Genomic DNA, 23,372 nt, shown 5'->3' on the forward strand with positions numbered 1-23,372 from the left:
GCAAGCCATTTCGGGCAAAAGGTCGGGACAATAATGAGGCTCCGACAACAGCAAGGACCAGACAAAGGAAAGAATAGTGCAGCAGGTTATTGCAGCCAAACATATTTTTAATGGCGAAGAATTTTTGTCTGACCGGGCCATTCTCATCAATGAGGGGAGAGTAGAGGCCGTTGTTCCCGTGTCTAATGCTCGTAAGCCCGACATTAATATTACTGGTCTATTGGTCCCTGCCTTTATAGACCTTCAAGTCAATGGCGGCGGGGGCTATATGGTCAACGGCGCAACGACGGTTGAAGGTTTGCGCAGAATTTGTGCGGCGCATCAGGCACTTGGCACGGTTGGCGTTTTGCCGACATTGATAACCGACACGCCAGAGGCAACTGCTGCACTCGTTCATGCAGGCATTTTGGCAGCCAAAACTCAGGTGCCAGGTTTTCTTGGGCTGCATTTGGAAGGGCCCCATTTAGACCCACGCCGTAAAGGTGTTCATGATGCCGCTCTCATCCGTCCGATGAATGAAGACGACTTGCAACTACTCTGTGATGCGGCACGGCAATTACCGGTTTTGATGGTAACTCTGGCACCAGAAGCGGCCAGTCTGGAGCAAATTTCGATGTTAAGCGCGGCTGGTGCTATTGTTAGTTTGGGTCATAGTGACTGCAGCTATTATGAGGCGGAAGAAGCTTTTGCCGCAGGCGCGGTTTGTGCGACCCATTTATTTAATGCGATGAGCCAAATGGGCCATCGCAGTCCTGGGCTAGTGGGCGCTGTGCTCAGCGGTTCAGCAGCAGCAGGACTGATCGCCGATGGGGTGCACGTCAATGATGCGATGATGAAAATTGCCTTGGCCGCACGGGATGACAAAATTTTTCTTGTTACAGACTGTATGTCTTTTGCAGGCACTGACCTAACCGAAATGGAGCTGCATGGCCGCAAAGTCATTCGACAAGACGGAAGATTGACGCTAGAGGACGGGACATTGGCCGGCGCGGACCTGACGCTTCCGCAAGCGGTTAGTCGACTTATAAAAGTGTTGGGAATTCCGCCCGCAAGGGCTTTGAGGATGGCTTCAGCCATTCCTGCCGGTTTAATCGGGCAAGATGAGCTTTATGGATTTATCCGACCGGGCGCTAAGGCAGCGTTTTGGGAGCTAGGATCCGACTATCAGCTGTTGCAGAAAGTCGGTTGGTAGCGGGTTTGCGTGGCATTGTAAGCGCGTCTTCGACAGTTTCTTTGGCTCTAACCGTACCGTTCGTGAAAGTTCACTCCACCAAATAAAGCATGAGTGGAGGGACGTGCTTCATCCATGTTTTGGTTTGCCGAGCCGCGCTCGCGCGGCATCGAAAGTCGGACGGCGAGATTTTGTTTTCAACCGCTTTCTGCTCCAACAGGTCTGATCCTGTTTAATTCCAGCCAACATATTTGGTGGTTATTGGCAAAACCGCGCCATCGACACGGCAATTCAACTTGCACTCTGGTAATCCATATGTGAAGACTATATTCACATAAGAAATTCATTAGGAGGGAATTTCAGAATGTCGGAAAGCGATCTGCCGCTGAGCGGACTTGTCGTTGTCGATATGAGTCAGTTTTTATCCGGGCCTTATTGCACCTTGCGGCTGATGGATTTAGGAGCGCGGGTCATAAAGATCGAACGGCCCGATACCGGTGATCTCTCACGCAGACTTTATCTTAGCGACACAGAGATTGGTGGCGATTCCACGATTTTTCACGCCATAAATCGTGGCAAGGATAGTCTGACCATTGATTTGAAAAATCCGGATGATCTTGCTGCCCTGAAGAAACTTCTGACGCAAGCTGACGTGATGGTTCAGAATTTCCGACCAGGCGTCATTCAGCGTCTTGGTTTGAGCTATGAAGACGTAAAGCAAATCAATCCTCGCCTCGTTTATGCATCGATTAGTGGATATGGGGAAGAAGGACCGTGGGTTGGACGGCCGGGGCAGGATCTTCTGGCTCAGGCGCGCTCCGGCTTGATGTGGCTCAACGGTGACGAGGGCCAGGGCCCGGTGCCGTTCGGACTGGCAGTTGCTGATATGCTTGCAGGGGCCGCAATTGCGCAAGGCATTCTGGCAGCACTGGTAAAACGTGGTATCTCGGGCAAGGGGTCTCACGTGGAAACCAGTCTTCTTGAGGCATTGGTTGATTTTCAGTTCGAAGTTTTGACGACGCATCTCAATGACGGACGTCGTTTGCCGAAGCGGTCCGAGTTTCGCAGTGCTCACGCCTATTTGGCTGCACCTTATGGGGTCTATCCTGCTGCAGATGGTTATCTTGCGATTGCGATGATGCCGATTTCGAAACTTGTCGATTTGCTTGAAGCAGAAGCGTTGGCTCCCTACGCGGATGATCCGCAAGTCGCATTTAGCAAACGTGATGAAATTAAACGAATTATCGCAAATCGTGTTGCGGAAAAGACTGTAGACGAATGGCTTTCGATTCTGGAGCCAGCCGATATTTGGTGTGCCCGCGTTCTCAATTGGGAAGAGCTACTTTCAAGCGAAGGATTTTCGGTTCTTGATATGCTTCAGACCGTAACGCGCGAAGATGATATTTCCATTGTTACCACATGCTCGCCACTGCGCATCAATGGGCAGCGACCAAAGGTGTCGCGGGCAGCCCCGCGCATAGGGGAAAACAGCAACCAAATCCGTGAGGAGTTTGGCCTATGAGTGGAACCAAATTGAAAGGCATGACCTGGAGCCATCCCCGTGGCTTTGATCCAATGGTCGCGGCCGCAAAACAGTGGCACGTGGATAAGGGCATTGAGATCGAATGGGAAAAGCGCTCGCTTCAGGATTTTGAGACCTATCCGGTCGAGGAACTGGCGCGTAATTTTGATCTGATTGTGATTGATCATCCCCATGTCGGACAGATCACCAAGGAAAATTGCTTGATGCCGCTCGATGTTCCGGAAAGGGACGCCGAGTTTAAAGCCCTTGCGGCTGGTTCAGTCGGCCAGTCTTTTCCGAGCTATAATTGGCAAGGTAGACAATGGGCTTTTCCGTTGGATGCCGCAACTCAGGTTCAAGCATGGCGACCGGATTTGATCGACAGGCCTGCAAACTCCTGGGATGAGGTACTTGAGCTCGCACACGCGGGAAAAGTGTTATTGCCGCTGCGTTCGCCGCATTCATTGATGAGTTTTTACACGCTTGCCGCGAATGCGGGGACGCCTTGTTCCACTGAAGGCTCTCTTATCGCTGCATCCGATGGCATAAAAGCATATGAGAAATTGCGCGAAATCGCATCATTGGTGAAGCCTGAATGTTTCAGCATGGATCCGATAGCAGTGCTGGAAGAAATGGCAAAACCTCAATCAGAGATTGCCTGCTCACCGTTAATTTACGGCTATGTGAATTATGCAATGCCGGGCTTCCGAGACAATCTAATCCGCTTTGCTGATATCCCATCGGGAGCGACCGGCGTTGCAGGCTCCGCTTTGGGAGGGACAGGTATCGCAATATCTGCCTTTAGTAAGCACAGCCAAGCATGCCTTGATTTTGCTTATTGGGTCGCAAGCGGTGATGTGCAAAAAGCGCTATATGCGGGTTCAAACGGTCAGCCGGGCCATGCGGCGGCTTGGGAAGACGATAGTGTGAATGAAGCAACTTCTAATTTCTACCGCGATACGCGGGCGACATTGGAAGGTGCATGGGTGCGGCCGCGCCACGATGGCTATATGCAGTTCCAAGAAAGCGCTTCTGAACGCATCAATAAAGGTCTGCAAAATAATGAAAAAGCCGAAACGGTCATTGCCGATCTTAACCGGCTTTTTAGCGAAAGCTTTTGATCAAATCGGGCTGTCGTTTCAGCGACAGCCCGGCTAGTATCACCTGCTAGTATCACAATTGCCAAAGGCGCTTTGCATTCTCTGAAAATAAGCGCGCTTTTTCCTCCGCACTACATCCCTCAAGCAATGCATGGGTTGCCGCAACCCATGTTGAGAGCCCTGCATCCACGGAGCTTGCTAAGGTGCAGACGGGCCAGTCACTTCCCCAGATCACACGCTCCCAGCCGAATGATTGGATGACATGTTCGATATAGGGCCGCAGCGTTTCGACGGTCCAATTATCCGCATCCGCATAGGCGACAACACCGGAAATTTTCACCACTATATTTTCACGATTTGCCGCCTCACTGATACCCTTTTGCCAGCTTTCCAAAGCGCCAGATTTAATATCTGGTACACCACAATGATCCAGCACAAATTGAACTGCGGGGGCGAGGTCGGCCAAAGCAAGTACTTTGTCTATCTGGTGGGGCAGGGTACAAAGATCAAAGGTGAGATTGGTACCCTCTAACCGGCGGATATTCTCACGAAAAAGGGCTCTTTCGGAAACATCATCTGGCACGACATGCAGCACGCGACGAAAACCTTTTACAAAAGGATTGCTGCATTGTTGTTCCAGATAATCGGCAAAGCCTTGCTCTTCTGGCCGACAAGCGGCGATGGCGCCTTTGAGAAAGCCTTTCGATTCTTTGGCCAAGGCTTCGATATGGGCCGTTTCAGCGGCCATTTGGGCGGGGTCAACATCGACCTCCATATGAAGTGCGGCTGTAATTCCGCACCGCTCCGCTTGCTTGCGATAGGTTTCAAACAAGAAGTCACGGTTTAGCGCAGGAACATCGCTCAGCCATGGATAATCCAGCGCGGTTCTGTCGATCAGGTGTAAATGGGTATCAATAATCATCTAGCTCTCCTCAAAGCTCATCGTTCCAAAAAAGTGTCGTATTTTCAAATGACAATTCACCGTCGGATATATCGCCGGACACCGCGCCGCATACTGGGAGTTCATGCCGTACAGTTTTAATTATTGGTCGGGCCGGATGTTTTTAGCTCGGCGTTCTGTGAAACGTTTCTACCGAAAATATCTTGACCAATTATAAATAGTATGTTTGCATATAAATATTAGAGCCGAGACATGCTGTAGGACAGAGGAGCCGTCCGCAGCCACCGGTCTGAAATCAAAGTAGGTTTCGGACCTTTATGTTCCTCGGGGTGAAGGAGGTTAGAGCGCCGTAGGATGCGTCTACTAAGATGCGCGGTGTTCTCGTAGGAGGGCAAGAATGAGAAATTTTACGACATTTATGCTGGCAGGATCGGTTCTGCTGGCGACAGGTATAGTTTCTGCCGGAGCAGCAGATCTTCCCGGCAAATTCGAAGGCGTCACCATCAATGCTAAGCTTATCGGCGGGCAGCAATATGAAGCGCTTTATTCGCGAATCGCTGATTGGGAACAGGCAACAGGCGCCAAAGTAAGTATTCTATCTAAGAAAAACCATTTTGAGCTTGATAAAGAAATCAAATCGGACATTGCTTCGCGTTCGATCAATTGGTGCGTAGGCTCCAATCACTCGTCTTTTGCCCCCCAATATCCCGATCTTTTTGTCGATCTGAACGGATTGCTTCCCAAAGAAGAAATCGAAGGTTTCGTGCCTTCCGTTATCCAGGCTTCCACGCTTAACGACAAGCTGGTGATGCTGCCGCGCGCACAATTCGACGTATCGGCGCTTTATTATCAGAAAAGCCTCTACGAAGACGAAGCAAAGAAGGTCGCTTTCAAAGACAAATACGGTTACGATCTAACTCCACCCAAAACTTGGAAAGAAGTTTCTGATCAGGCTGTTTTCTTTGCCGATCCGCCTAATTTCTATGGCACGCAATTTGCCGGAAAAGAAGAGGCGATCAACGGTCGGTTCTATGAATTGTTAGTTGCCGAAGGCGGGGAATATCTCGACGCCGAAGGTAAGCCCGCTTTCAATTCTGAAGCCGGGGTGCGTGCGCTTGATTGGTTCGTTAATCTTTATAAGGATAAGGCAGTTCCTGCTGGCACGACCAATTATCTTTGGGATGAACTGGGTGCCGGATTTGCTTCAGGCACTATTGCGCTTAATCTCGATTGGCCAGGCTGGGCGGCCTATTTCAACGATCCGGAATCCTCAAAAATTGCAGGCAATGTCGGCGTTGTAGTGGCACCGGAAGGCTCAGCAGGCAAACGCACGGGTTGGTCTGGCCATCACGGTTTCTCTGTTACTGAAACTTGCGATAATAAAGAAGCCGCCGCATCCTTGGTCTGGTTTCTGACCAATGAGGAGTCCCAGAAGCAGGAATCGGCTGCGGGCACGCTGCCAACACGTAACGCTGTTTGGGATTATGTCATCGAACAGGCTGCTTCCGATCCGTATAAGAAGGAAGTGCTCTCGGTATTCCAGGAAACGGCAAAGACCGCTTTTCCAGTTCCGCAGACCCCATCCTGGATTGAAATTTCTAATGCCGTCTATCCTGAGCTTCAGGCGGCGATCCTCGGCGATAAGACCTCGCAGCAGGCGCTTAACGATGCCGCCAAGACGGCAACGCAGATCCTTGAGGATGCTGGCGAACTCTGATTTCGCTTCGTGAACCTATGGCTCGCCTTTTGGGGAACCGATTGGCGGGCCTTTTTGATAGGTTTCTGGCTGGTTTCACCGCTTCGGAAGAACAATGTTTAAACGAATTTCTCCGCCGGCTTTGCTTTTGCTTCCGGCCTTCATCATTCTCGCGGCGGTCGTGTTGTTTCCCCTCGCGCTGTCGCTTTATTCAAGCTTCACCCCCTTTCGGCTGACGCGTCCCGATAGCCTTTTTAATTTCATCGGCTTGCGCAATTATCAGCGTATCATGAGTGATTGGGTGTTTTGGGCAGCATTCATCCGCACGGTGATTTTTCTCACCATCGCCCTCAATCTGGAAATGCTATTGGGCCTCGGCCTGGCTCTGCTGGTCAATAAGGCGACCCATGGGCAACGTGTATTGCGCACGTTGATGATGTTCCCAATGATGTTTTCGCCTGTATTGGTCGGCTTTCAGTTCAAATTCATGTTCAACGATAATATCGGTTTGGTGAATAATGCCCTGCAATCCTTGGGGCTCACCGATACGGCTATTCCTTGGTTGATTGATGGCAATCTGGCGCTCTTTGCTATTTTGACGGCGGAAGTCTGGATGTCTACTTCGGTCTTTGCGATCCTGATCCTTGGGGGCCTGTTGTCCATGCCGCAAGATCCGGTAGAGGCGGCTCGGGTGGATGGCTGCACGCCGTGGCAAACTTTCCGTTATGTGGTCTGGCCATATTTGATGCCCTTTGCCTTTATCGCGATGACCATACGTTCGCTTGATGTGGCGCGGGCCTACGACATTGTGAAGATCATGACGGACGGGGGCCCGGCACGTCGTACCGAGCTTATCTGGACGCTGGTGGGACGAACCGCCTATTCCGATGCGCAAATGGGCATGGCAAACGCCATGGCATATATCGCGATCCTGCTTTCTATCATCTTCACCGTAATGTTCTTCCGCAAGCTTGCTTCCGCACGTGCGCAAATCGGAGCGGAGTGGTAATCATGGCTACAAATACACTTTCCAATAATCAGCATCGCCTGCTGCGCCGGGTTAAAAAATTCGCCTATCTGGTCGGCTTGTTCATTGCGATGTCAATCATTTGTCTACCGGGTTTGTGGATCGTGCTGTCGTCGCTGCGTTCGCCGGTGGAAATCATGGCAAAACCGCCCGTTTGGATACCGGAAACCATTACGCTCGACGCTTATTATGCGATGTTTTCTGGCGCGGGCGGCGGCGGTATTCCAGTCTGGGATTATTTCCGCAACTCGCTGATTATCTCAATCACATCAACAATCATTGCGCTGATCGTTGGCGTATCTGGTGGCTATGCTTTTGCGCGTTTTCGGTTCTGGGGCAAGTCGACCACCTTTCTTGGCCTGATGCTGACCCGTTCGGTTCCCGGCATTGCTTTGTCGTTGCCATTGTTCATGCTCTATTCGCGCATTGGCATCATCGACACGCATTTTGGGCTGATTATCACCTATGTAGCGCTGAATGTGCCTTTCACGATCTGGTTGATTGACGGATTTTTCCGTCAAGTTCCAAAAGATCTCGCTGAGGCAGCACAGATTGACGGCTGCACTCGCTGGCAGGCTTTCTGGCAGGTAGAATTTCCGCTGGCAGGTCCCGGCATTGCGACGGCGGGCATCTTTGCTTTTCTCACATCATGGAACGAATATGCGCTGGCTTCCCAGCTGACCCGTTCCGTTAATTCCAAGACCCTTCCTGTTGGTCTTTTAGATTACACCGCTGAATTCACTATTGATTGGCGCGGCATGTGCGCGTTGGCGGTTGTGATGATTATTCCGGCGTTGACCCTCACATTCATCGTTCAGAAGCATCTTGTTGCTGGTCTGACGTTCGGCGCGGTTAAAGGTTGATAGTACAATGGCCCAGCTTTCCATTAAAAATCTCGTCAAACGCTACGGCAGTGTCGAAGTCGTTCATGGCATTAATCTCGAAATTGCTGATAAGGAATTTGTTGCACTTGTTGGCCCTTCAGGCTGTGGGAAATCGACCACGCTGCGCATGATTGCGGGTCTTGAAACCATATCCGATGGCACGCTTGAGATCGGCGGCAAGGTTGTTAATGATCTACCGCCGCGTGATCGTAATATCTCAATGGTTTTCCAGTCCTATGCTCTTTATCCGCATATGTCGGTGCGCGAGAATATGGGGTTCTCGCTGAAAATTGCGAAACAGCCCCAGGCAGAAATCGACCGCCGCGTCAACGAAGCCTCCGCTATTCTTGGTCTGGAAACGTTGATGGAACGCCGCCCGGCACAGCTTTCCGGCGGACAGCGTCAGCGAGTGGCAATGGGTCGCGCAATCGTTCGCAATCCGGAAGTATTTTTGTTCGACGAACCATTATCGAACTTGGATGCGAAGCTGCGCACACAGATGCGCACGGAGATCAAAAAACTCCATGCGAAAGTACAGTCCACCGTTGTTTATGTGACGCATGATCAGGTTGAGGCAATGACCTTAGCCGACCGTATCGTTATCATGCGTGACGGCCATATTGAGCAGGTCGGAACACCTGATGAAGTGTTCAAGCGCCCTGCAACGCAGTTTGTTGCCGGATTTATCGGTTCGCCACCGATGAATATGGCAGAAGCTACCGTGCAGGGATCGGAGTTGGTTTTCATCAGTGGTGAACGTCTTCCATTACCGCAACAGTTCAAGGCGCAGGTTAAAGAGGGCGCAAAGGTTATTTTCGGCCTGCGTCCGGACGATCTTTTTCCAAAAGGACATGGGCTTTCCTCGGGTGATACCATTTATGAGGTAGAGATGCGTGTCTCGATCACCGAGCCTCTTGGCAATGAGACATTGGTCTTTACCGAATTTGGCGGCAAAGAATGGGTGGCTCGTATGCTAAACCCACGTCATCTTAATGCCGGTGAAAAAATCCCTATGCATTTTGATCTGTCACAGGCGCATCTGTTTGATGCAACCAGCGGCAAGAGTTTGGCTCAGAACGTGGGAACGTAATCATGGCACGTATTGAGAAAGTCGAACTGCGCATGGTGGACCTCCCGCCAAAGGTCAAGCGCACGGATGCAATCCAAAGCTTTGTTAGCCAGGAGACACCAATCGTTACCATCACTGACAGTGATGGCGCGGTCGGCACCGGTTACAGCTATACTATCGGTACAGGCGGCTCATCGGTCATGCGTTTGCTGAACGACCATCTGGTGCCGTTGATTATTGGTGAGGATGCGGATTGTATCGAGGCGATTTGGCGCAAGCTTGAATTTGCAACCCATGCCACAACGATTGGTGCGATAACCGCTTTGGCGCTTGCGGCTATTGATACCGCGCTTTGGGATCTGCGTGCCAAGAAGCAAAACCTGCCTTTGTGGAAGCTCGCGGGTGGCGCTAAGGATCGGTGCCCGCTCTACACCACAGAAGGTGGGTGGCTACATATTGAGCAAGAAGCGCTGGTTGAAGACGCTTTACTGGCGAAGTCCATGGGTTTTTCCGGCTCCAAGGTGAAAATTGGCAAACCGCACGGTTCTGAAGATTATGCGCGTCTTGCGGCGGTGCGTGCAGCCGTCGGAGATGGCTTTGAAATCATGACTGACTGCAATCAGGGCTTTACGGTCGATGAAGCAATCCGACGTGCGGAACGGCTGAAGGAACTTGATCTTGCATGGATTGAAGAACCGCTTCCCGCCGATGATATTGATGGCCATATCCGTCTTTCGCGTTCGGCGGCAACACCGATTGCAATTGGTGAATCGATCTATTCAATCCGCCATTTCCGAGAATATATGCAAAAGGGTGCTTGCTCCATCGTTCAGGTTGATGTGGCCCGCATTGGAGGGATCACGCCTTGGCTGAAAGTGGCCCATGCCGCAGAAGCTTTTGATATTCCGGTCTGTCCGCATTTCCTGATGGAGCTTCATGTTAGCCTTACCTGCGCGGTTCCGAACGGCCGCTATGTCGAATATATTCCACAGCTTGATGAATTGACCACCAAAGGCATGGAAATCCGTGACGGTCATGCGATTGCGCCATCCGAGCCGGGTATTGGTATTGCGTGGGATTGGGATGCTATCGCTGCGCGCTCCATACCCGAATTCACCCGCGAGATTGTGAGGTGCTCATGACACAGCGAATGGGTATGGTGATTGGGCTGAAAGCTGAAAAAGTCGCCGAATACAAAGAGTTGCACGCAAAGGTGTGGCCGGAAATTCTGGCGCTTATTTCCGAATGTAACATCACAAATTACACCATCTTTCTTAAAGAGCCTGAGAATCTTTTATTCGGTACGTGGGAATATGTGGGCACAGATTTTGAAGCCGACATGAAAAAAATGGCTAATAATCCCAAAAACCAAGAATGGTGGTCGGTCTGTATGCCATGCCAGATACCGTTAGAAACTCGTAAAGAGGGCGAGTGGTGGGCAATGATGGAGGAGGTTTTCCATTATGACTGATGTTTTTGATCCCAAAACTCTGCGCCAATGGTGGGCGAAGCCGTCTCAACCAAAACCTATCGTTATTTTTGGCGCGGGCAGTATTGTTGGCGATGCGCATCTGCCTGCTTATCAGAAAGGTGGTTTCCCGGTTGCGGGCATTTTCGATCCTAATTTTGACAAGGCAAGCAGGCTTGCCCAAAAATGGGATGTGAAAGCTTTTGCCAGCATTGAAGAAGCCCTCGCTGTCGAAAATGCAATCTTTGATCTTGCGACGCCACCTTCGGTCCATATTTCAATTCTTGAACAATTGCCTCATGGTGCTGCCGCTCTTATCCAAAAGCCGATGGGTAGCGATCTCAATGCTGCGACGGAAATTCTAAAACTTTGCCGTGCGCGCAATTTGCAAGCGGCGGTTAATTTCCAGCTGCGTTTCGCACCGATGATGCTTGCGCTCTATGATGCCGTTGATAAGGGATTATTAGGTGATGTGGTCGATTTTGATGCATGGTTGGCACTTGCTACGCCATGGGGGCTATGGCCTTTCTTAAAAGGTCTGCCGCGCATCGAGATTGCAATGCATTCGATCCATTATCTGGATTTCGTGCGTGGTCTGCTTGGTAATCCGCAAGGCGTTCATGCCAAGACAATTGGTCATCCGAACCACGAAGTGGCTCAAACACGCACCGCGGCCATTCTTGATTATGGCGATCGCATACGCTGTGCATTGTCGATCAACCATGATCATGATTTTGGCCGGAAATTCCAGGCCTGCGAATTCCGCATCTGCGGGACTGAAGGTGCGGCCTATGTTAAGTTGGGTGTCAATCTCGACTATCCGCACGGCGAACCCGACGAGTTGTGGATCAAAACAAAAACTGATGAAGACTGGGTATCGGTTCCGCTTGAAGGTGCGTGGTTTCCAGACGCTTTTCTTAACCGCATGGCACAGTTGCAGCGTTTTGCAAGCGGCGAAGACTCCGAGCTAATCGGTTCGGTCGAAGATGCTTGGCATACAATGGCCCTAGTTGAAGCTGGCTATCAATCAAGTGCGGCGCCCGCGACCCCGCTTCCTGCAAAACCGGAGTTTTAAAATGACCGAACGGGTAATTTACTATGAAGATTATGAGCTCGGGCACGAGCGGGTGACCTATGGTCGGACTATCACGGAAACGGATTTCGTGGTTCACGCCGGCCATACCGGGGATTTCTTTCCGCACCATATGGATGTCGAATTTGCAAAATCCTTGCCCGGGGGACAGCGCATCGCGCATGGCACTATGATCTTTTCTATCGGTGTCGGATTAACAGCGACGCTGATTAACCCGGTGGCTTTTTCTTATGGCTATGATCGCCTTCGCTTTGTGCGCCCGGTGCATATCGGTGATACAATCAGAACGCGGGTCACAATCAGTGCAAAAGAAGATGATCCAAAACGGCCAAATATGGGTCGGGTTACAGAACGATGCGAGGTGCTAAACCAGCGCGATGAGGTTGTTTTGGCCTGTGATCATATCCTTTTGGTGGAGCGTAAGCCGTAATGATTTGCTGAGGTTTCAAGCGAAACATCCACGCCTTATTAAAGCTTTCAAGGTGCGCGTAACTTTCCAGCGTGCACCGCAATTAGACGCGGTTTCGGTGTCGGCAGACGTTATTACAACCACTCTTTACAGATCTTCGGCCAGCCAATTGCAGTAGTGCTGCTAGAGCATATTTAAGCGTCCCAGCAACTGTCTTTTGGTTATTGCACGGCAGATTCCGGATGGAGTTCGAGGTCGGTTTGGCCAAAATCATGTCCTTTAAACAGGATTGGTGCCTTAGCAACCTCAGCGACCGCGTAGGAAAAACAGTCTCCCATATTCAGCCCTGCAGGATGACGGCCCTTGCCGAATTTCTCGAAAGCCTTTTCTGCCGCACGATAATGGGCCTGATCAAAGGCAACCGCTGTGACATTAGGTAAATTGGTGAGCTGATCGACTATTGCGCTGGCGTTCGCAAAGCCCTTGCCCGTGAGCACCATTCGCAGCTCCAAAAGGGTAGGCCAACCTATAATGATCGCTTCACGTTGCAGCAGATATTGAAATTGTTCCGCTTCTGGTTCGCCCAAGGCCAGGGCTAGGATTACAGACGTATCAATGGCGATCAACGCGGCAATCCATGCTCATCATAGTGATCGTCATGGGCAGAAGTCGTGCCTGCCGGAACGGATTGCCGACCTTCAGCCATGAGCTCCAACAATGCGTGCATCGGGGTAGAAGCCTGTTGCTGGCGCAATTCCTGATCATAGCGCTCAAGCGCTCGTTCCACGAGCCTGTTGATCGGCTGACCCGTGCGTTTAGCTAATGCATGCGCAAGATCGCGCGCTTTGCTGCTGCGTACAGATAATTGCGGTTCGGACATTCCTAATTTCCTTCCAAGGCCATTACGATTATATCTAAACTGCCAGAGATGGCAATGAGAGGAGGCGAGATGGCTAAGCTTGGATGTGCGTCCGTATGGGCCAAACGCTCTCGTGTAAGGCTTATTTTGATGAATCAAAAATGGTCGGAATTTTGATGAGCTGGGGAGACTCGGTTCCTTTATCGATCAATTGAAACAATGTTTGAAGCATCGTCGAAACGTCCTGCCGAACCATCAAAATATTTTCATTAAAGACTGAAACCAATGGATCCCAATCAAAGCAGCCAATGTGGGGTATGTTCTTGCCGTAGTGACCGGTGGTTTTAATCCATCGCATTACCCCTTCAAGTGATATTGTGGAATTGACGAACATTGCTGATGGAAGCTTTCCGCGTGTTGCAGCGAGTTCCTCGAGTGCAATTTGTGCTTTTTCTGGTGCGTATCCGGTGGCAAGAATTAAGTTATTATCGACTTGAATTCCCGCTTCTTCATGCGCCTTGCTGAACCCCTTGATGCGCTCAAGCGTGTTGTGATCCGTTCTGCCGCCGATATAGAGTAGCGGCTCATCGGGCTGACGGGTTCCTGCGGAAGCGGAAAGAATACGCTTTGTCAGCTCAAAAGCGCCATGAAAATTATCTGAAATAACCGATGATGTTAATTTACCCGGCAGATCAAGATTAAGCGATCGAACCCCTGCCTTTGAACAAATTTTGGTTATGCGATCAGGGTCCGTGGCACCAGTTGCAATAAGACAATCCACCTGATGCGATATCATCGCTCGTGCCGCCTGTACTTCTAATTCTGGATTTCGCTGAGTGCAGGTAATAATCGGAAAAAGTCCCCGATCACGGGCCATGCTCTCAAATTTTTCGACGATCGAACCGAAATAGCGATTATCATATTTCGGTACGATCATGCCAATTAAGCGTGAATTATCGCGACGAAGCCCGCTCGCTTGCATATTTAAAGCATAGCCGTTTTCATCCGCTATATGCTTGATACGCTCAGCCAAATTTGCGCTGATCCTACGCTTTTTCCAAGTTCCGTTTAAAACTGAGCTTACGGCAGTTGGCGAAACTCCGGCGAGTTTAGCCAAGTCATAGATCGTTAGCCGTTTACCAAATTTTCTGCGGGGCTTTGTCAATTTTATCTCCTGCCTGAATGGCAAACTTGACAGGGTATAAATGCTTATGCAAGTCTGCTACATCGGTTGAGCAAAACAGCTCTATCGGTTGTGCAAATATAACGCTAAGCCAGGAGGGGCGGCTATCTTTGCATTCGACCGGCGTTTGTAATCGCAAAATTGTGGACGCTAGGGGTCGGGGAGATGGCTAAAAGGCGTGCTCCCGAGGAGGAACAAAATGAAAAAACAAGCTTTGTACGCCGCTGTGGGCGTCGCGGCCTTTGTGGTTTGTGGTGTCGCATCAGCACAGACGAGTGGAACAGTGGCATTCTTGATGCCGGATCAGGGGTCAACTCGTTATGAAGAGCATGACTATCCCGGTTTTAAAGCTGAGATGGCCAAGCTCTGCCCTGATTGTAAAGTCATCTATCAGAATGCTAATGCAGACTCATCGCTTCAGCAGCAGCAGTTCAATTCCGCAATCACTCAAGGTGCGAAGGTCATTGTTCTTGACCCTGTAGATTCATCCGCTGCGGCTGCACTTGTGACATTGGCGCAGTCTCAGGGGGTGAAGGTGATTGCCTATGATCGCCCTATCCCTGATACCCCAGCCGATTACTACGTATCCTTTGACAATGAAGGCTTAGGCTATGCGCTTTCAAAGTCTTTGGTCGATCATATGAAGGCTGAGGGGATACCCGAAGGTTCGGGCGTGCTGCAAGTCAATGGCTCGCCCACCGATGCGGCTGCAGGCCTGATCCGTGATGGTATTCACCGTGGATTGGAAGGCTCAGGCTATAAAATCTTAGCAGAGTTTGATACGCCAGATTGGATGCCGAGCAAGGCACAGGAATGGGTAGCCGGACAAATCACGCGCTTTGGTGATGATATCAAAGGTGTTGCGGCAGCGAATGATGGCACCGGCGGCGGCGCAATCGCGGCGTTCAAGGCTGCGGGTGTTGATCCGGTTCCGCCCGTGACCGGAAACGATGCGGTGATCGCAGCGCTGCAACTAATCATCTCGGGTGATCAATATAATACGATCTCAAAACCTTCCGAAATTGTTGCGGCGGCGGCTGCCAATGTTGCAGTCAAATTTCTCAACGGAGAAACGCCTGAAGCTAAGACCACGCTTTACAATACGCCGTCAGAGCTTTTCGTACCGGCGGTTGTTACGGCTGAAAACATCAAGGCAGAAATATTTGATAAAGGGATTCAGACCCCTGAAGAAGTTTGTACTGGCGAATATGCTGAACCATGCAAAGCACTCGGGATAACCAATTAAGCAGATTACCTGCCGGCTATTTTGTCGGCAGGTAGCAGCCGCTAGTGGTTGTTTTAACACGATGTAAAATCAGTGCTTTTGGAATAAGCTATTGAGGCCAAGATGACACTTTCAAGTCAATCACCCGCTAAAGGTGAAGTGATACTTAGTCTTAGCGGAGTATCAAAAAAATTTGGTGCGATCTCTGCTTTGACTGATATTGATCTCGAAGTGCATGCTGGCGAAGTGGTGGCGCTGGTGGGGGATAATGGCGCTGGAAAATCGACTTTGGTCAAAATCCTGGCGGGGGTTCATCAGCCCACGTCCGGAACGATCAAATTCATGGATCAGCTCGTCAGCCTTGATAATCCGGCCACTGCATTGAATTTGGGAATAGCAACGGTATTTCAAGATCTTGCGCTATGCGAAAATCTTGATGTGGTTGCGAATTTGTTTCTTGGTCACGAACTCAATCCTTTGCGTCTGGATGAAGTGCAGATGGAAGTTCGTGCTTGGACTTTGTTGCAAGAGCTGGCAGCTCGAATTCCTTCGGTTCGTGAGCCGATAGCGTCTCTTTCAGGTGGGCAACGCCAGACGGTTGCTATTGCCCGATCTCTTTTGCTCAATCCCAAAATTATTATGCTTGATGAGCCGACGGCAGCGCTCGGTGTTGCGCAAACTGCGGAAGTGCTCAACCTCATCGAGCGGGTGCGTGATCGTGGCCTAGGCGTGATTATCATCAGTCATAATATGGAAGATGTGCGCGCGGTAGCGGACCGCATTGTGGTGCTTCGTCTGGGAAGAAATAACGGCATATTTGAACCAGATTCAAGTAATCAAGAACTGATCGCGGCCATAACGGGAGCGACCGAAAACTCTGTCTCGCGGCGAAGTGAGCGTAAAATGCGTGAGAGTGAAGGGTCGCGGGCATGAGCAAGATAGAGAACCAGCCTCTGGACCGCGCTGATGAACGCGTAAGCCACAATGACGGCTTTATGGGTTCGCTATCGGGCTTTGTTGATCGTGTGCGGACGGGCGATTTGGGTATGGTGCCTGTTGTTGTCGGATTGGTGGTGATTTCGATTGTTTTCACCAGCTTAAATCCACTTTTTCTGGCGCCGAACAATCTGGTCAATCTTCTATTCGATTGCGCTACCGTAGGGGTTATATCGCTTGGCGTTGTTTGCGTTTTGATGCTGGGTGAAATTGACCTCTCGGTAGGTTCTATGAGCGGGCTTGCATCTGCATTGCTCGGCGTTCTTTGGGTCAATATGGGGGTACCGATCCCGCTGGCTATTCTAGCGGCGCTGTTTGCGGGTGCGCTGGTCGGCGTGGTCTATGCAACGCTGTTTAACTGGATCGGTATGCCAAGTTTTATTTCTACTTTAGCGGGGCTTCTGGCACTTTTAGGTTGCCAGCTCTATTTGCTTGGCAATAGCGGTTCGATTAATCTGCCCTATGCTTCTCCGCTCGTTAAGTTTGGCCAATTGCTCATCATGCCAGCCTGGTTCTCGCATCTTATTGCGTTATTGCCCGGTGCCGTTTCTTTTTATACCGGATTGCGTGTCTCGAAAGAGCGCAAAGCGGTGGGGCTGACCGCTCAGCCACTAAGCATGCTTTTTGTGCGCGCTATCGCGCTTACATTCGTCCTGGAATTTGCGGTGTGGTATCTCAACCTTGGTCGAGGTGTTCCGTGGATGTTTGGCCTGTTCGTCCTGCTGGTTGTTATAATGAATTATGCATTAAAACGCACCAAATGGGGACGTTCGGTATTTGCTGTTGGAGGCAACCGCGAGGCAGCGCGCCGTGCTGGTATTAATGTCAAGCGGATCTACCTTTCCGCCTTCATGCTGTGTTCGACATTAGCGGCCCTTGGCGGAATAATGGCGGCCTCACGACTGGCTTCTTCCAGTCAACAAGCGGGCACCGGAGATGTTAACCTCAATGCAATTGCCGCAGCAGTGATTGGGGGCACAAGTCTGTTTGGTGGACGTGGTAGCGCTTATTCGGCCCTGTTGGGAGTGATAGTAATTCAGGCAATTTCCAACGGTCTGACCCTATTAAATTTACCATCCAGCCTACGCTACATGATTACCGGTGGCGTTCTTGCTATCGCAGTCATTGTTGACTCGCTGGCCCGGCGCTCACGAGCAAGTCATGGTCGCGGCTGATCTATCTTCCTGGAGAGAAATATGTCTGAAAAAATGAATGGCAAGGTCGTTGCTATTACGGGTGCAGCATCGGGGATCGGACTGCAAACCGCCCGGACGTTGATAGAGGCAGGCGCAACGGTTGTTTTGATTGACCGAGCCGAAGATAGGCTAAAGCAGCTCTGTGAGGAAATCGGACCCAACGCATTGCCGCTCGTTGTGGACCTGTTGGACGGTGCGCAAGTTTCTGGAATGTTACCACGCATCTTGGAAATTGCGGGCAGGCTTGACGTATTTTACGCTAATGCTGGTTCCTATATTGGTGGCGCGGTTGCCGAAGGCGATCCCGATGCCTGGGACAAGATGCTCAATCTCAATATCAATGCGGCTTTCCGCTCCGTTCATGCCGTATTGCCACATATGATCGCACAGAAAAGCGGTGACATTGTCTTCACATCCTCGGTGGCTGGCGTCGTCCCGGTTGTATGGGAACCTATTTATACGGCTTCCAAATTTGCCGTGCAGGCATTTGTGCATTCAACCCGTCGCCAAGTCGCTCCTCATGGTATTCGTGTAGGTGCGGTTTTGCCCGGCCCCGTCGTCACAGCTTTGCTTGATGATTGGCCTAAAGCAAAAATGGAAGAAGCCTTGGCAAATGGCAGTCTGATGCAGCCACAGGAAGTGGCCGATGCGGTTTTATTCATGCTGACACGAAAGCGCACAGTGACCGTTCGTGATCTGGTGATTGTGCCGACAAGCTTGGATCTCTAATCGGGACTGAAATGGTAAAAAAAGCAGATATGAATGACCCACTCATCCTCGGAATAGATGTTGGCACGGGCAGCGCGCGCGCCGGCTTGTTTGATCTTTCCGGTCGAATGGTTGCCACTTCTAAACAGGATATTTCGCTCTGGCGCGAACCTGGCTCAATTGTTGAGCAATCTTCATCCGATATTTGGAATGCAGTTTGTGGTGCCGTTCGCGCTGCGATGAAAGAAGCGGAAGCTGATCCTGCACGGATTGCAGGGATCGGCTTTGATGCAACTTGCTCGCTTGTTGTTTTGGGGGAGGCCGGTTCTTCTCTCGCGGTGGGGCCATCAGAAGATCCAAACCGCGACATAATCGTCTGGATGGATCACAGAGCTGTGGGGCAGGCTGAGCGTATCAACGCGGCGGGTCACGATGTTCTAAAATATGTGGGGGGCCGTATATCTCCAGAAATGGAGACGCCCAAACTGCTTTGGTTGAAAGAGGAGCGTCCTGAAATTTTTAAACGCGCCTGGCAGTTTTTTGATCTTGCGGATTTTCTCACATGGAAAGCGACTGGCGATCTATCCCGTTCGACCTGTACCGTTACTTGCAAATGGACCTATCTTGCGCATGAACGGCGCTGGGATGAAACCTATTTCCGCCAGATCGGACTGGGGGAACTAGCTGATGAAGGTTTTGCTAGAATTGGCACGAAAATTGTTGAGCCGGGAACCCGGCTTGGCAGTGGTTTGACGCCTGCTGCAGCATCCGATCTGGGCTTGCTTGAGAGCACCCCAGTTGCCGCTGGTATGATTGATGCCCATGCAGGCGGCATCGGCACAGTCGGTATTGAAGGCAACCCGGAAACGCATATGGCTTATGTTTTTGGGACTTCTTCCTGCACCATGACCACAACTGCTAATCCGGTTTTCATCCCGGGCGTGTGGGGGCCATATTTCTCAGCGATGATTCCCGGCATGTGGTTAAATGAAGGCGGGCAATCGGCTGCTGGTGCTGCCATAGATCGACTTGTTGACGGGCACCCCGCCAGTCAAAAAGCGCAAGAAATCGCGCAGGAGCGCGGAATTTCCGTCAATGAGCTGCTTACAGAAATATTGATGGCAACGGTCACCTCCGTCTCCGACCTTGTATATCAGGTCTCCGGCCTGCATGTGGTACCGGAGTTTTTGGGGAATCGTGCGCCCAATGCTGATCCTCATGCCCGCGCCATCATTTCCGGACTGGGTATTGAGCGTGATATTGAAAGTCTCGCCAAGCTCTATCTTGCAGGAGTTCTTGGCATTGGCTACGGATTACGACAGATCATCGACACACAAACGGAAGCAGGCGCGCCGATTGATAAGGTTGTAATATCCGGTGGCGCGGGTCAATCGGCTTTGATCCGTCAGCTTCTTGCCGATGCAACCGGAAAGCCGGTGCTTGCTTCTGATGCAGAAGAGCCGGTGCTACTGGGTGCGGCATTGCTGGGGTCGGTAGCCGGTGAGGTTTTTCCTGATTTACGCACAGCAATGGCGAAAACAAGCCGCATTGGTGCAACTTATTTGCCGAGCGATGGTGAACTGCAGGCATTGCATGCCAATCGATACAGCGCATTTCTAAAATTGCAAAAACTAGCCAAAGAAATTCGCTAAGCTGCGTCGGAGGAAAGCTCAAAAACTATTGGTGCGTTGGCGTGTAGCGGGGTGAATAACTTGGCTGAGGAGGAATGAATGCGAAACCGTTTAGGTCTACACGCCAATGTATGGGTGGCAGGGTGGAGCGACGAAGAAGCCATTCGTGCGATCGATAAAACCGCAGAAAAGGGCTTTGATCTCATAGAGATTTCCGCAATGGCGCCCCATCTGATGAACATTGATCTGACACGCCGCCGGCTGGAGCAAGCGGGTATCGGTGTGACAATGTCGCTTGGTCTTGCGGCGGAGCAAGATATTTCTTCAACCGATCCGCAACGCGTGCGTGCAGGAGAGGCGCATTTGATGGATGTGGTTTCAATGGCTCGCGATCTTGGCGCTACGCATGTTTGCGGTATTCTCTATTCCGCATTTCAGAAATATACCGAGCCCGCAACAGCAGCTGGGGTCGCATCTTCAATCGAGGTTATGGCCCGCATTGCGGAAAAAGCTGCGGCCAGTGATATCACGCTCGGGATGGAGGTTGTGAACCGCTATGAGTCAAATGTGCTCAATACAGCGGCGCAGGCCATTGAATATTGCCGCCGGGTAGGGGCGGATAATGTGAAAGTGCATCTTGATGTTTATCATATGAACATTGAAGAAGCTGATGCCGTTGCAGCCATACATGCCACGGGCGACCGCCTTGGTTATTTCCACACTGGCGAAAGCCATCGCGGCTATATGGGCACGGGTTCGATTGACCTCAAAGCGATCTTTCAGGCATTGGCCCGGATCGATTATAAGGGCCCGATCACTTATGAATCGTTCTCATCTCGCGTTGTTGGTCAGCCTTTATCCGGGATTTTAGGAATTTGGCGCGAGACGTGGGATGACGGTGATGATCTTGTCCAGCACGCAATGATGTATACTAAGTCACAAATGATCGCCGCCCATAATGCGGTTTCGCGTTCTTCCAGTTTACCCTAACCGAGCCCATAAATCTCATATTATGGGCAGGACAATCTGCTGTAGCGAGACATTTGTTTAAAGTCTGATCCGGTTTTCCAGCCGTAAAATGAAGGCGGCTTGACCGCCTTCACTTTGCTTTTGACCATTTCTGAGCGGGTAACCCGCCACGAAACCGCGCTTTACTTAATCAAGCCATTGGTTGTTTCGACCAACGACTTCAGACCATCCTCAGGGCTGATTTCCCCCCGCATGACATTGCCAATAATATCGCGTTGTGCCCGCCATATGCGTACTGACGAGCCTTTTGGATATCCCTCCCATGGGCGCGCGAGTTCCATCTGGGACGCGACAGTTGCGAAACGTGGTTCTTTTTCATAAAAGGGCGCCAAATAATCGGGGCCTTGAGCCAGTTTGTTGGTGGGTAGGTAGCCGGTGGTTTCAACCACGATTGTTTGGCCCACTGGACCGGTGGCGAATTTCAGATATTCCCATGCAGCTTTCTGCTTGGCTTCGTCATCCGTAAGGATAATGCCAGCACTACCGCCGGTGGGAAAACCGCCTGTTTCCTTATTGTTGAGTGGGACCTTAGCGGTATTCAACGTAAAGCGATCGCCAACAAGGTCGATGATTTGGGCCAGACGTGCGGGCGTATCGACAAAATATGCCGTTTGTCCGGCAGCAAAACGCTGGCGTGCCTGTTCAAATTCGAGCAAGGATTCACCACCTTCGGTTACGAAACGGCGAAGAATTTTAAGTGCTTCAAGTCCATTCTCGTTATCGAAACCGGCTTTTCCAGTCTCTGGGTCAACCAGCTGCGCGCCCTGTTGGCGCAAAATAGTCTGCCAAAGCCAATCATCCGGCCAGTCATAAATCGTGTAACCAATCCCGGAGACATTTGGATCGGCTGTGTGAATTTTATTGGCGCGCTCCAGCAGTTCATCCCAGTTGTTGGGGATATCCTTGGGGTCTAAGCCAGCTTTCTCGATTGCGGTTTCGTTGACATAGAGAATAGGTAAGGACGCATTAAACGCCATGCCATATTTGGTGCCGTCGACGATCCCCAATTGTAGCATTGAGTCCGTATAATTTTCCGTTTTCCACTCGTCTGACTCAGCGTCAAGCAATGGCTGTAGGTCGATAATCTGATCGCGCTGAGCCAGCGTGCGGGCAAGCTCTCCTAACAAATGATAGCCAGGAAAATACAAATCCGGCAGCTGATTTGTAACCGCCAGCCGCTGCATTTGCAGATGCCCTTCATCGTAATCCTTAGCCGGTGCAAGGAAGTTTATTTTGATGTCCGGATGCTCTTTCATAAACGCATCGGCGATTGGATCATGGAACTTCGCGAAGCCCGGTTGAGCGTATAAAATGTCAAGGGTGACATCTTCGGCCAATGCGCTGCTTGTAAGCTGCATCGTCATTGCAGCCGCAGCAACGATGGTTGCATAATATTTCATCTGATCCTCCTTTGAAAAACGGTTTGTCCGCTTGTTTTATTTTACGCCTGTCATGGTGATACCTTGAATGAAACGCCGACGAGCCAAAATGAAACAGGCAACCAGTGGCGCTGTGAGAATAGTGGCAGCGGCGGTGAGGGCTCCGTAATTTGAACCGGTTTCAGCATCAGCGAAAAACAGCATGCCCAATGGGGGCGTTGCCAGTTGATTGTTAGAAATGACAATCAGCGGCCAATAAAGATCATTCCAGTGAGCGACCACCGAAAAGACCGAGAATGCAGCAATCGCTGGCATTGCACTTGGTGTCACGATGCGCCAAATAATTTCGAATTCGCCCATGCCATCTAGGCGGGCCGCGTCGATAATATCGTCGGGAAAGCTGCGGAAAAACTGCCGAAACAGAAAAATTGCAAAGGCAGACAGGAAAAAAGGCACCATCAGTGAGAAATAGCTATTCAACTGACCGAGCCAAGCAAGCGCAATATAAAGCGGCAGCGCCGGAACCTGAATGGGAATTGCCAGCGCCAGCAATATTAATATGAAAAGGAGATTGCGACCGGCAAACTTCAACTTAGCGAGCGCATAGGCGCAGGGAATTGCGATGAGCAATTGCACCACTAAGATTCCAACGCAGACAATGACACCATTGAGGGCAAAACGAAGAAGCGGCGCGCTATTGAGTGCGAAACTATAGTTTTCCAACCCATAAAATTGCATTGGCCACAACCGCAATTGTGCGCTGAAAATTTCATTAGGTGGTTTGATCGAGGTGACCAACATCCAGACAAATGGCGCCACAATGAAA

The 23,372-nt window shown here is 50.8% G+C and carries 23 protein-coding genes; 17 read left to right on the forward strand and 6 right to left on the reverse strand.

The genetic code is table 11. The features are described from left to right. Positions 1-76 precede the first annotated feature (76 nt). The 3 genes from nagA (at position 77) to C7374_RS10410 (ending at position 3,814) form a co-directional block, all read left to right on the forward strand. Positions 77-1,192 (forward strand): N-acetylglucosamine-6-phosphate deacetylase, encoded by a 1,116-nt coding sequence (gene nagA, locus C7374_RS10395; RefSeq protein WP_210205113.1) that lies wholly within the window; start codon positions 77-79, stop codon positions 1,190-1,192. Positions 1,193-1,535: 343 nt separating this feature from the next. Then, a complete protein-coding gene (locus C7374_RS10405; protein WP_111575564.1) occupies positions 1,536-2,693 on the forward strand; it encodes a CaiB/BaiF CoA transferase family protein in 1,158 nt (385 codons plus the stop codon). Continuing rightward, a complete protein-coding gene (locus tag C7374_RS10410; protein WP_111575565.1) occupies positions 2,690-3,814 on the forward strand; it encodes an ABC transporter substrate-binding protein in 1,125 nt (374 codons plus the stop codon). Before C7374_RS10405 ends, C7374_RS10410 begins: the two co-directional genes overlap by 4 nt. A gap of 52 nt (positions 3,815-3,866) precedes the next feature. Here the strand turns inward: C7374_RS10410 and C7374_RS10415 are convergent, their stop codons facing one another. Continuing rightward, positions 3,867-4,715, reverse strand: a complete 849-nt coding sequence (locus C7374_RS10415; protein ID WP_111575566.1) for an amidohydrolase family protein — start codon at positions 4,713-4,715, stop codon at positions 3,867-3,869. A gap of 397 nt (positions 4,716-5,112) precedes the next feature. On the opposite strand from C7374_RS10415, the gene C7374_RS10420 reads away from it, so the two are divergent. The 8 genes from C7374_RS10420 (at position 5,113) to C7374_RS10455 (ending at position 12,361) form a co-directional block, all read left to right on the forward strand. Further along, positions 5,113-6,411 carry an extracellular solute-binding protein gene (locus C7374_RS10420; protein ID WP_374850460.1) on the forward strand — a complete coding sequence of 433 codons (1,299 nt, stop codon included), beginning with the start codon at positions 5,113-5,115 and terminating at the stop codon, positions 6,409-6,411. A 94-nt stretch (positions 6,412-6,505) separates the two neighbouring features. Further along, complete coding sequence (locus tag C7374_RS10425) at positions 6,506-7,399, forward strand: carbohydrate ABC transporter permease (RefSeq protein WP_111575568.1); 894 nt, start codon at positions 6,506-6,508, stop codon at positions 7,397-7,399. A 2-nt stretch (positions 7,400-7,401) separates the two neighbouring features. Further along, positions 7,402-8,280: a carbohydrate ABC transporter permease gene (locus C7374_RS10430; protein ID WP_111575569.1), complete on the forward strand. Its 879-nt coding sequence runs from the start codon at positions 7,402-7,404 to the stop codon at positions 8,278-8,280. A 7-nt stretch (positions 8,281-8,287) separates the two neighbouring features. Continuing rightward, positions 8,288-9,391, forward strand: coding sequence for an ABC transporter ATP-binding protein (locus tag C7374_RS10435; RefSeq protein WP_111575570.1), 1,104 nt, complete (start codon positions 8,288-8,290; stop codon positions 9,389-9,391). A 2-nt stretch (positions 9,392-9,393) separates the two neighbouring features. Continuing rightward, positions 9,394-10,512, forward strand: a complete 1,119-nt coding sequence (locus tag C7374_RS10440; RefSeq protein ID WP_111575571.1) for a mandelate racemase/muconate lactonizing enzyme family protein — start codon at positions 9,394-9,396, stop codon at positions 10,510-10,512. Next, positions 10,509-10,841, forward strand: coding sequence for an L-rhamnose mutarotase (locus tag C7374_RS10445; RefSeq protein ID WP_111575572.1), 333 nt, complete (start codon positions 10,509-10,511; stop codon positions 10,839-10,841). The genes C7374_RS10440 and C7374_RS10445 overlap by 4 nt, the downstream gene beginning before the upstream one ends. After that, on the forward strand, positions 10,834-11,913 hold the full coding sequence (locus C7374_RS10450; RefSeq protein WP_111575573.1) for a Gfo/Idh/MocA family protein: 1,080 nt from the start codon (positions 10,834-10,836) through the stop codon (positions 11,911-11,913). Before C7374_RS10445 ends, C7374_RS10450 begins: the two co-directional genes overlap by 8 nt. Before the next feature lies 1 nt (position 11,914). Next, positions 11,915-12,361, forward strand: a complete 447-nt coding sequence (locus tag C7374_RS10455) for a MaoC/PaaZ C-terminal domain-containing protein (RefSeq protein WP_111575574.1) — start codon at positions 11,915-11,917, stop codon at positions 12,359-12,361. A gap of 200 nt (positions 12,362-12,561) precedes the next feature. Here the strand turns inward: C7374_RS10455 and C7374_RS10460 are convergent, their stop codons facing one another. The 3 genes from C7374_RS10460 to C7374_RS10470 all read right to left on the reverse strand — a co-directional run bounded on the left by C7374_RS10460 (position 12,562) and on the right by C7374_RS10470 (position 14,364). After that, complete coding sequence (locus C7374_RS10460) at positions 12,562-12,966, reverse strand: type II toxin-antitoxin system VapC family toxin (protein WP_111575575.1); 405 nt, start codon at positions 12,964-12,966, stop codon at positions 12,562-12,564. Then, a complete protein-coding gene (locus tag C7374_RS10465; protein WP_111575576.1) occupies positions 12,963-13,220 on the reverse strand; it encodes a type II toxin-antitoxin system VapB family antitoxin in 258 nt (85 codons plus the stop codon). The genes C7374_RS10460 and C7374_RS10465 overlap by 4 nt, the downstream gene beginning before the upstream one ends. Before the next feature lie 121 nt (positions 13,221-13,341). Next, complete coding sequence (locus C7374_RS10470; RefSeq protein ID WP_111575577.1) at positions 13,342-14,364, reverse strand: LacI family DNA-binding transcriptional regulator; 1,023 nt, start codon at positions 14,362-14,364, stop codon at positions 13,342-13,344. Between the two features lie 217 nt (positions 14,365-14,581). On the opposite strand from C7374_RS10470, the gene C7374_RS10475 reads away from it, so the two are divergent. The 6 genes from C7374_RS10475 to C7374_RS10500 all read left to right on the forward strand — a co-directional run bounded on the left by C7374_RS10475 (position 14,582) and on the right by C7374_RS10500 (position 21,128). Beyond that, complete coding sequence (locus C7374_RS10475; protein WP_111575578.1) at positions 14,582-15,628, forward strand: ABC transporter substrate-binding protein; 1,047 nt, start codon at positions 14,582-14,584, stop codon at positions 15,626-15,628. A 102-nt stretch (positions 15,629-15,730) separates the two neighbouring features. Further along, positions 15,731-16,540: an ATP-binding cassette domain-containing protein gene (locus C7374_RS10480; RefSeq protein WP_111575579.1), complete on the forward strand. Its 810-nt coding sequence runs from the start codon at positions 15,731-15,733 to the stop codon at positions 16,538-16,540. After that, positions 16,537-17,778, forward strand: a complete 1,242-nt coding sequence (locus tag C7374_RS10485; RefSeq protein WP_111575580.1) for a sugar ABC transporter permease — start codon at positions 16,537-16,539, stop codon at positions 17,776-17,778. The genes C7374_RS10480 and C7374_RS10485 overlap by 4 nt, the downstream gene beginning before the upstream one ends. A gap of 21 nt (positions 17,779-17,799) precedes the next feature. After that, positions 17,800-18,528, forward strand: coding sequence for an SDR family oxidoreductase (locus C7374_RS10490; protein ID WP_111575581.1), 729 nt, complete (start codon positions 17,800-17,802; stop codon positions 18,526-18,528). An 11-nt stretch (positions 18,529-18,539) separates the two neighbouring features. Continuing rightward, complete coding sequence (locus C7374_RS10495; RefSeq protein ID WP_111575582.1) at positions 18,540-20,159, forward strand: FGGY-family carbohydrate kinase; 1,620 nt, start codon at positions 18,540-18,542, stop codon at positions 20,157-20,159. Between the two features lie 78 nt (positions 20,160-20,237). Continuing rightward, positions 20,238-21,128: a sugar phosphate isomerase/epimerase family protein gene (locus C7374_RS10500; protein ID WP_111575583.1), complete on the forward strand. Its 891-nt coding sequence runs from the start codon at positions 20,238-20,240 to the stop codon at positions 21,126-21,128. 161 nt (positions 21,129-21,289) lie between these two features. On the opposite strand, the gene C7374_RS10505 is transcribed toward C7374_RS10500, so the two are convergent. Both C7374_RS10505 and C7374_RS10510 read right to left on the reverse strand, forming a co-directional pair. Next, complete coding sequence (locus tag C7374_RS10505) at positions 21,290-22,567, reverse strand: ABC transporter substrate-binding protein (RefSeq protein WP_111575584.1); 1,278 nt, start codon at positions 22,565-22,567, stop codon at positions 21,290-21,292. A gap of 36 nt (positions 22,568-22,603) precedes the next feature. After that, on the reverse strand, positions 22,604-23,347 hold the full coding sequence (locus tag C7374_RS10510) for a carbohydrate ABC transporter permease (RefSeq protein WP_245412635.1): 744 nt from the start codon (positions 23,345-23,347) through the stop codon (positions 22,604-22,606). Between the last annotated feature and the right edge of the window lie 25 nt (positions 23,348-23,372).

Source organism: Falsochrobactrum ovis, assembly GCF_003259955.1.
GTDB classification, from domain to species: Bacteria; Pseudomonadota; Alphaproteobacteria; order Rhizobiales; family Rhizobiaceae; genus Brucella; species Brucella ovis_A.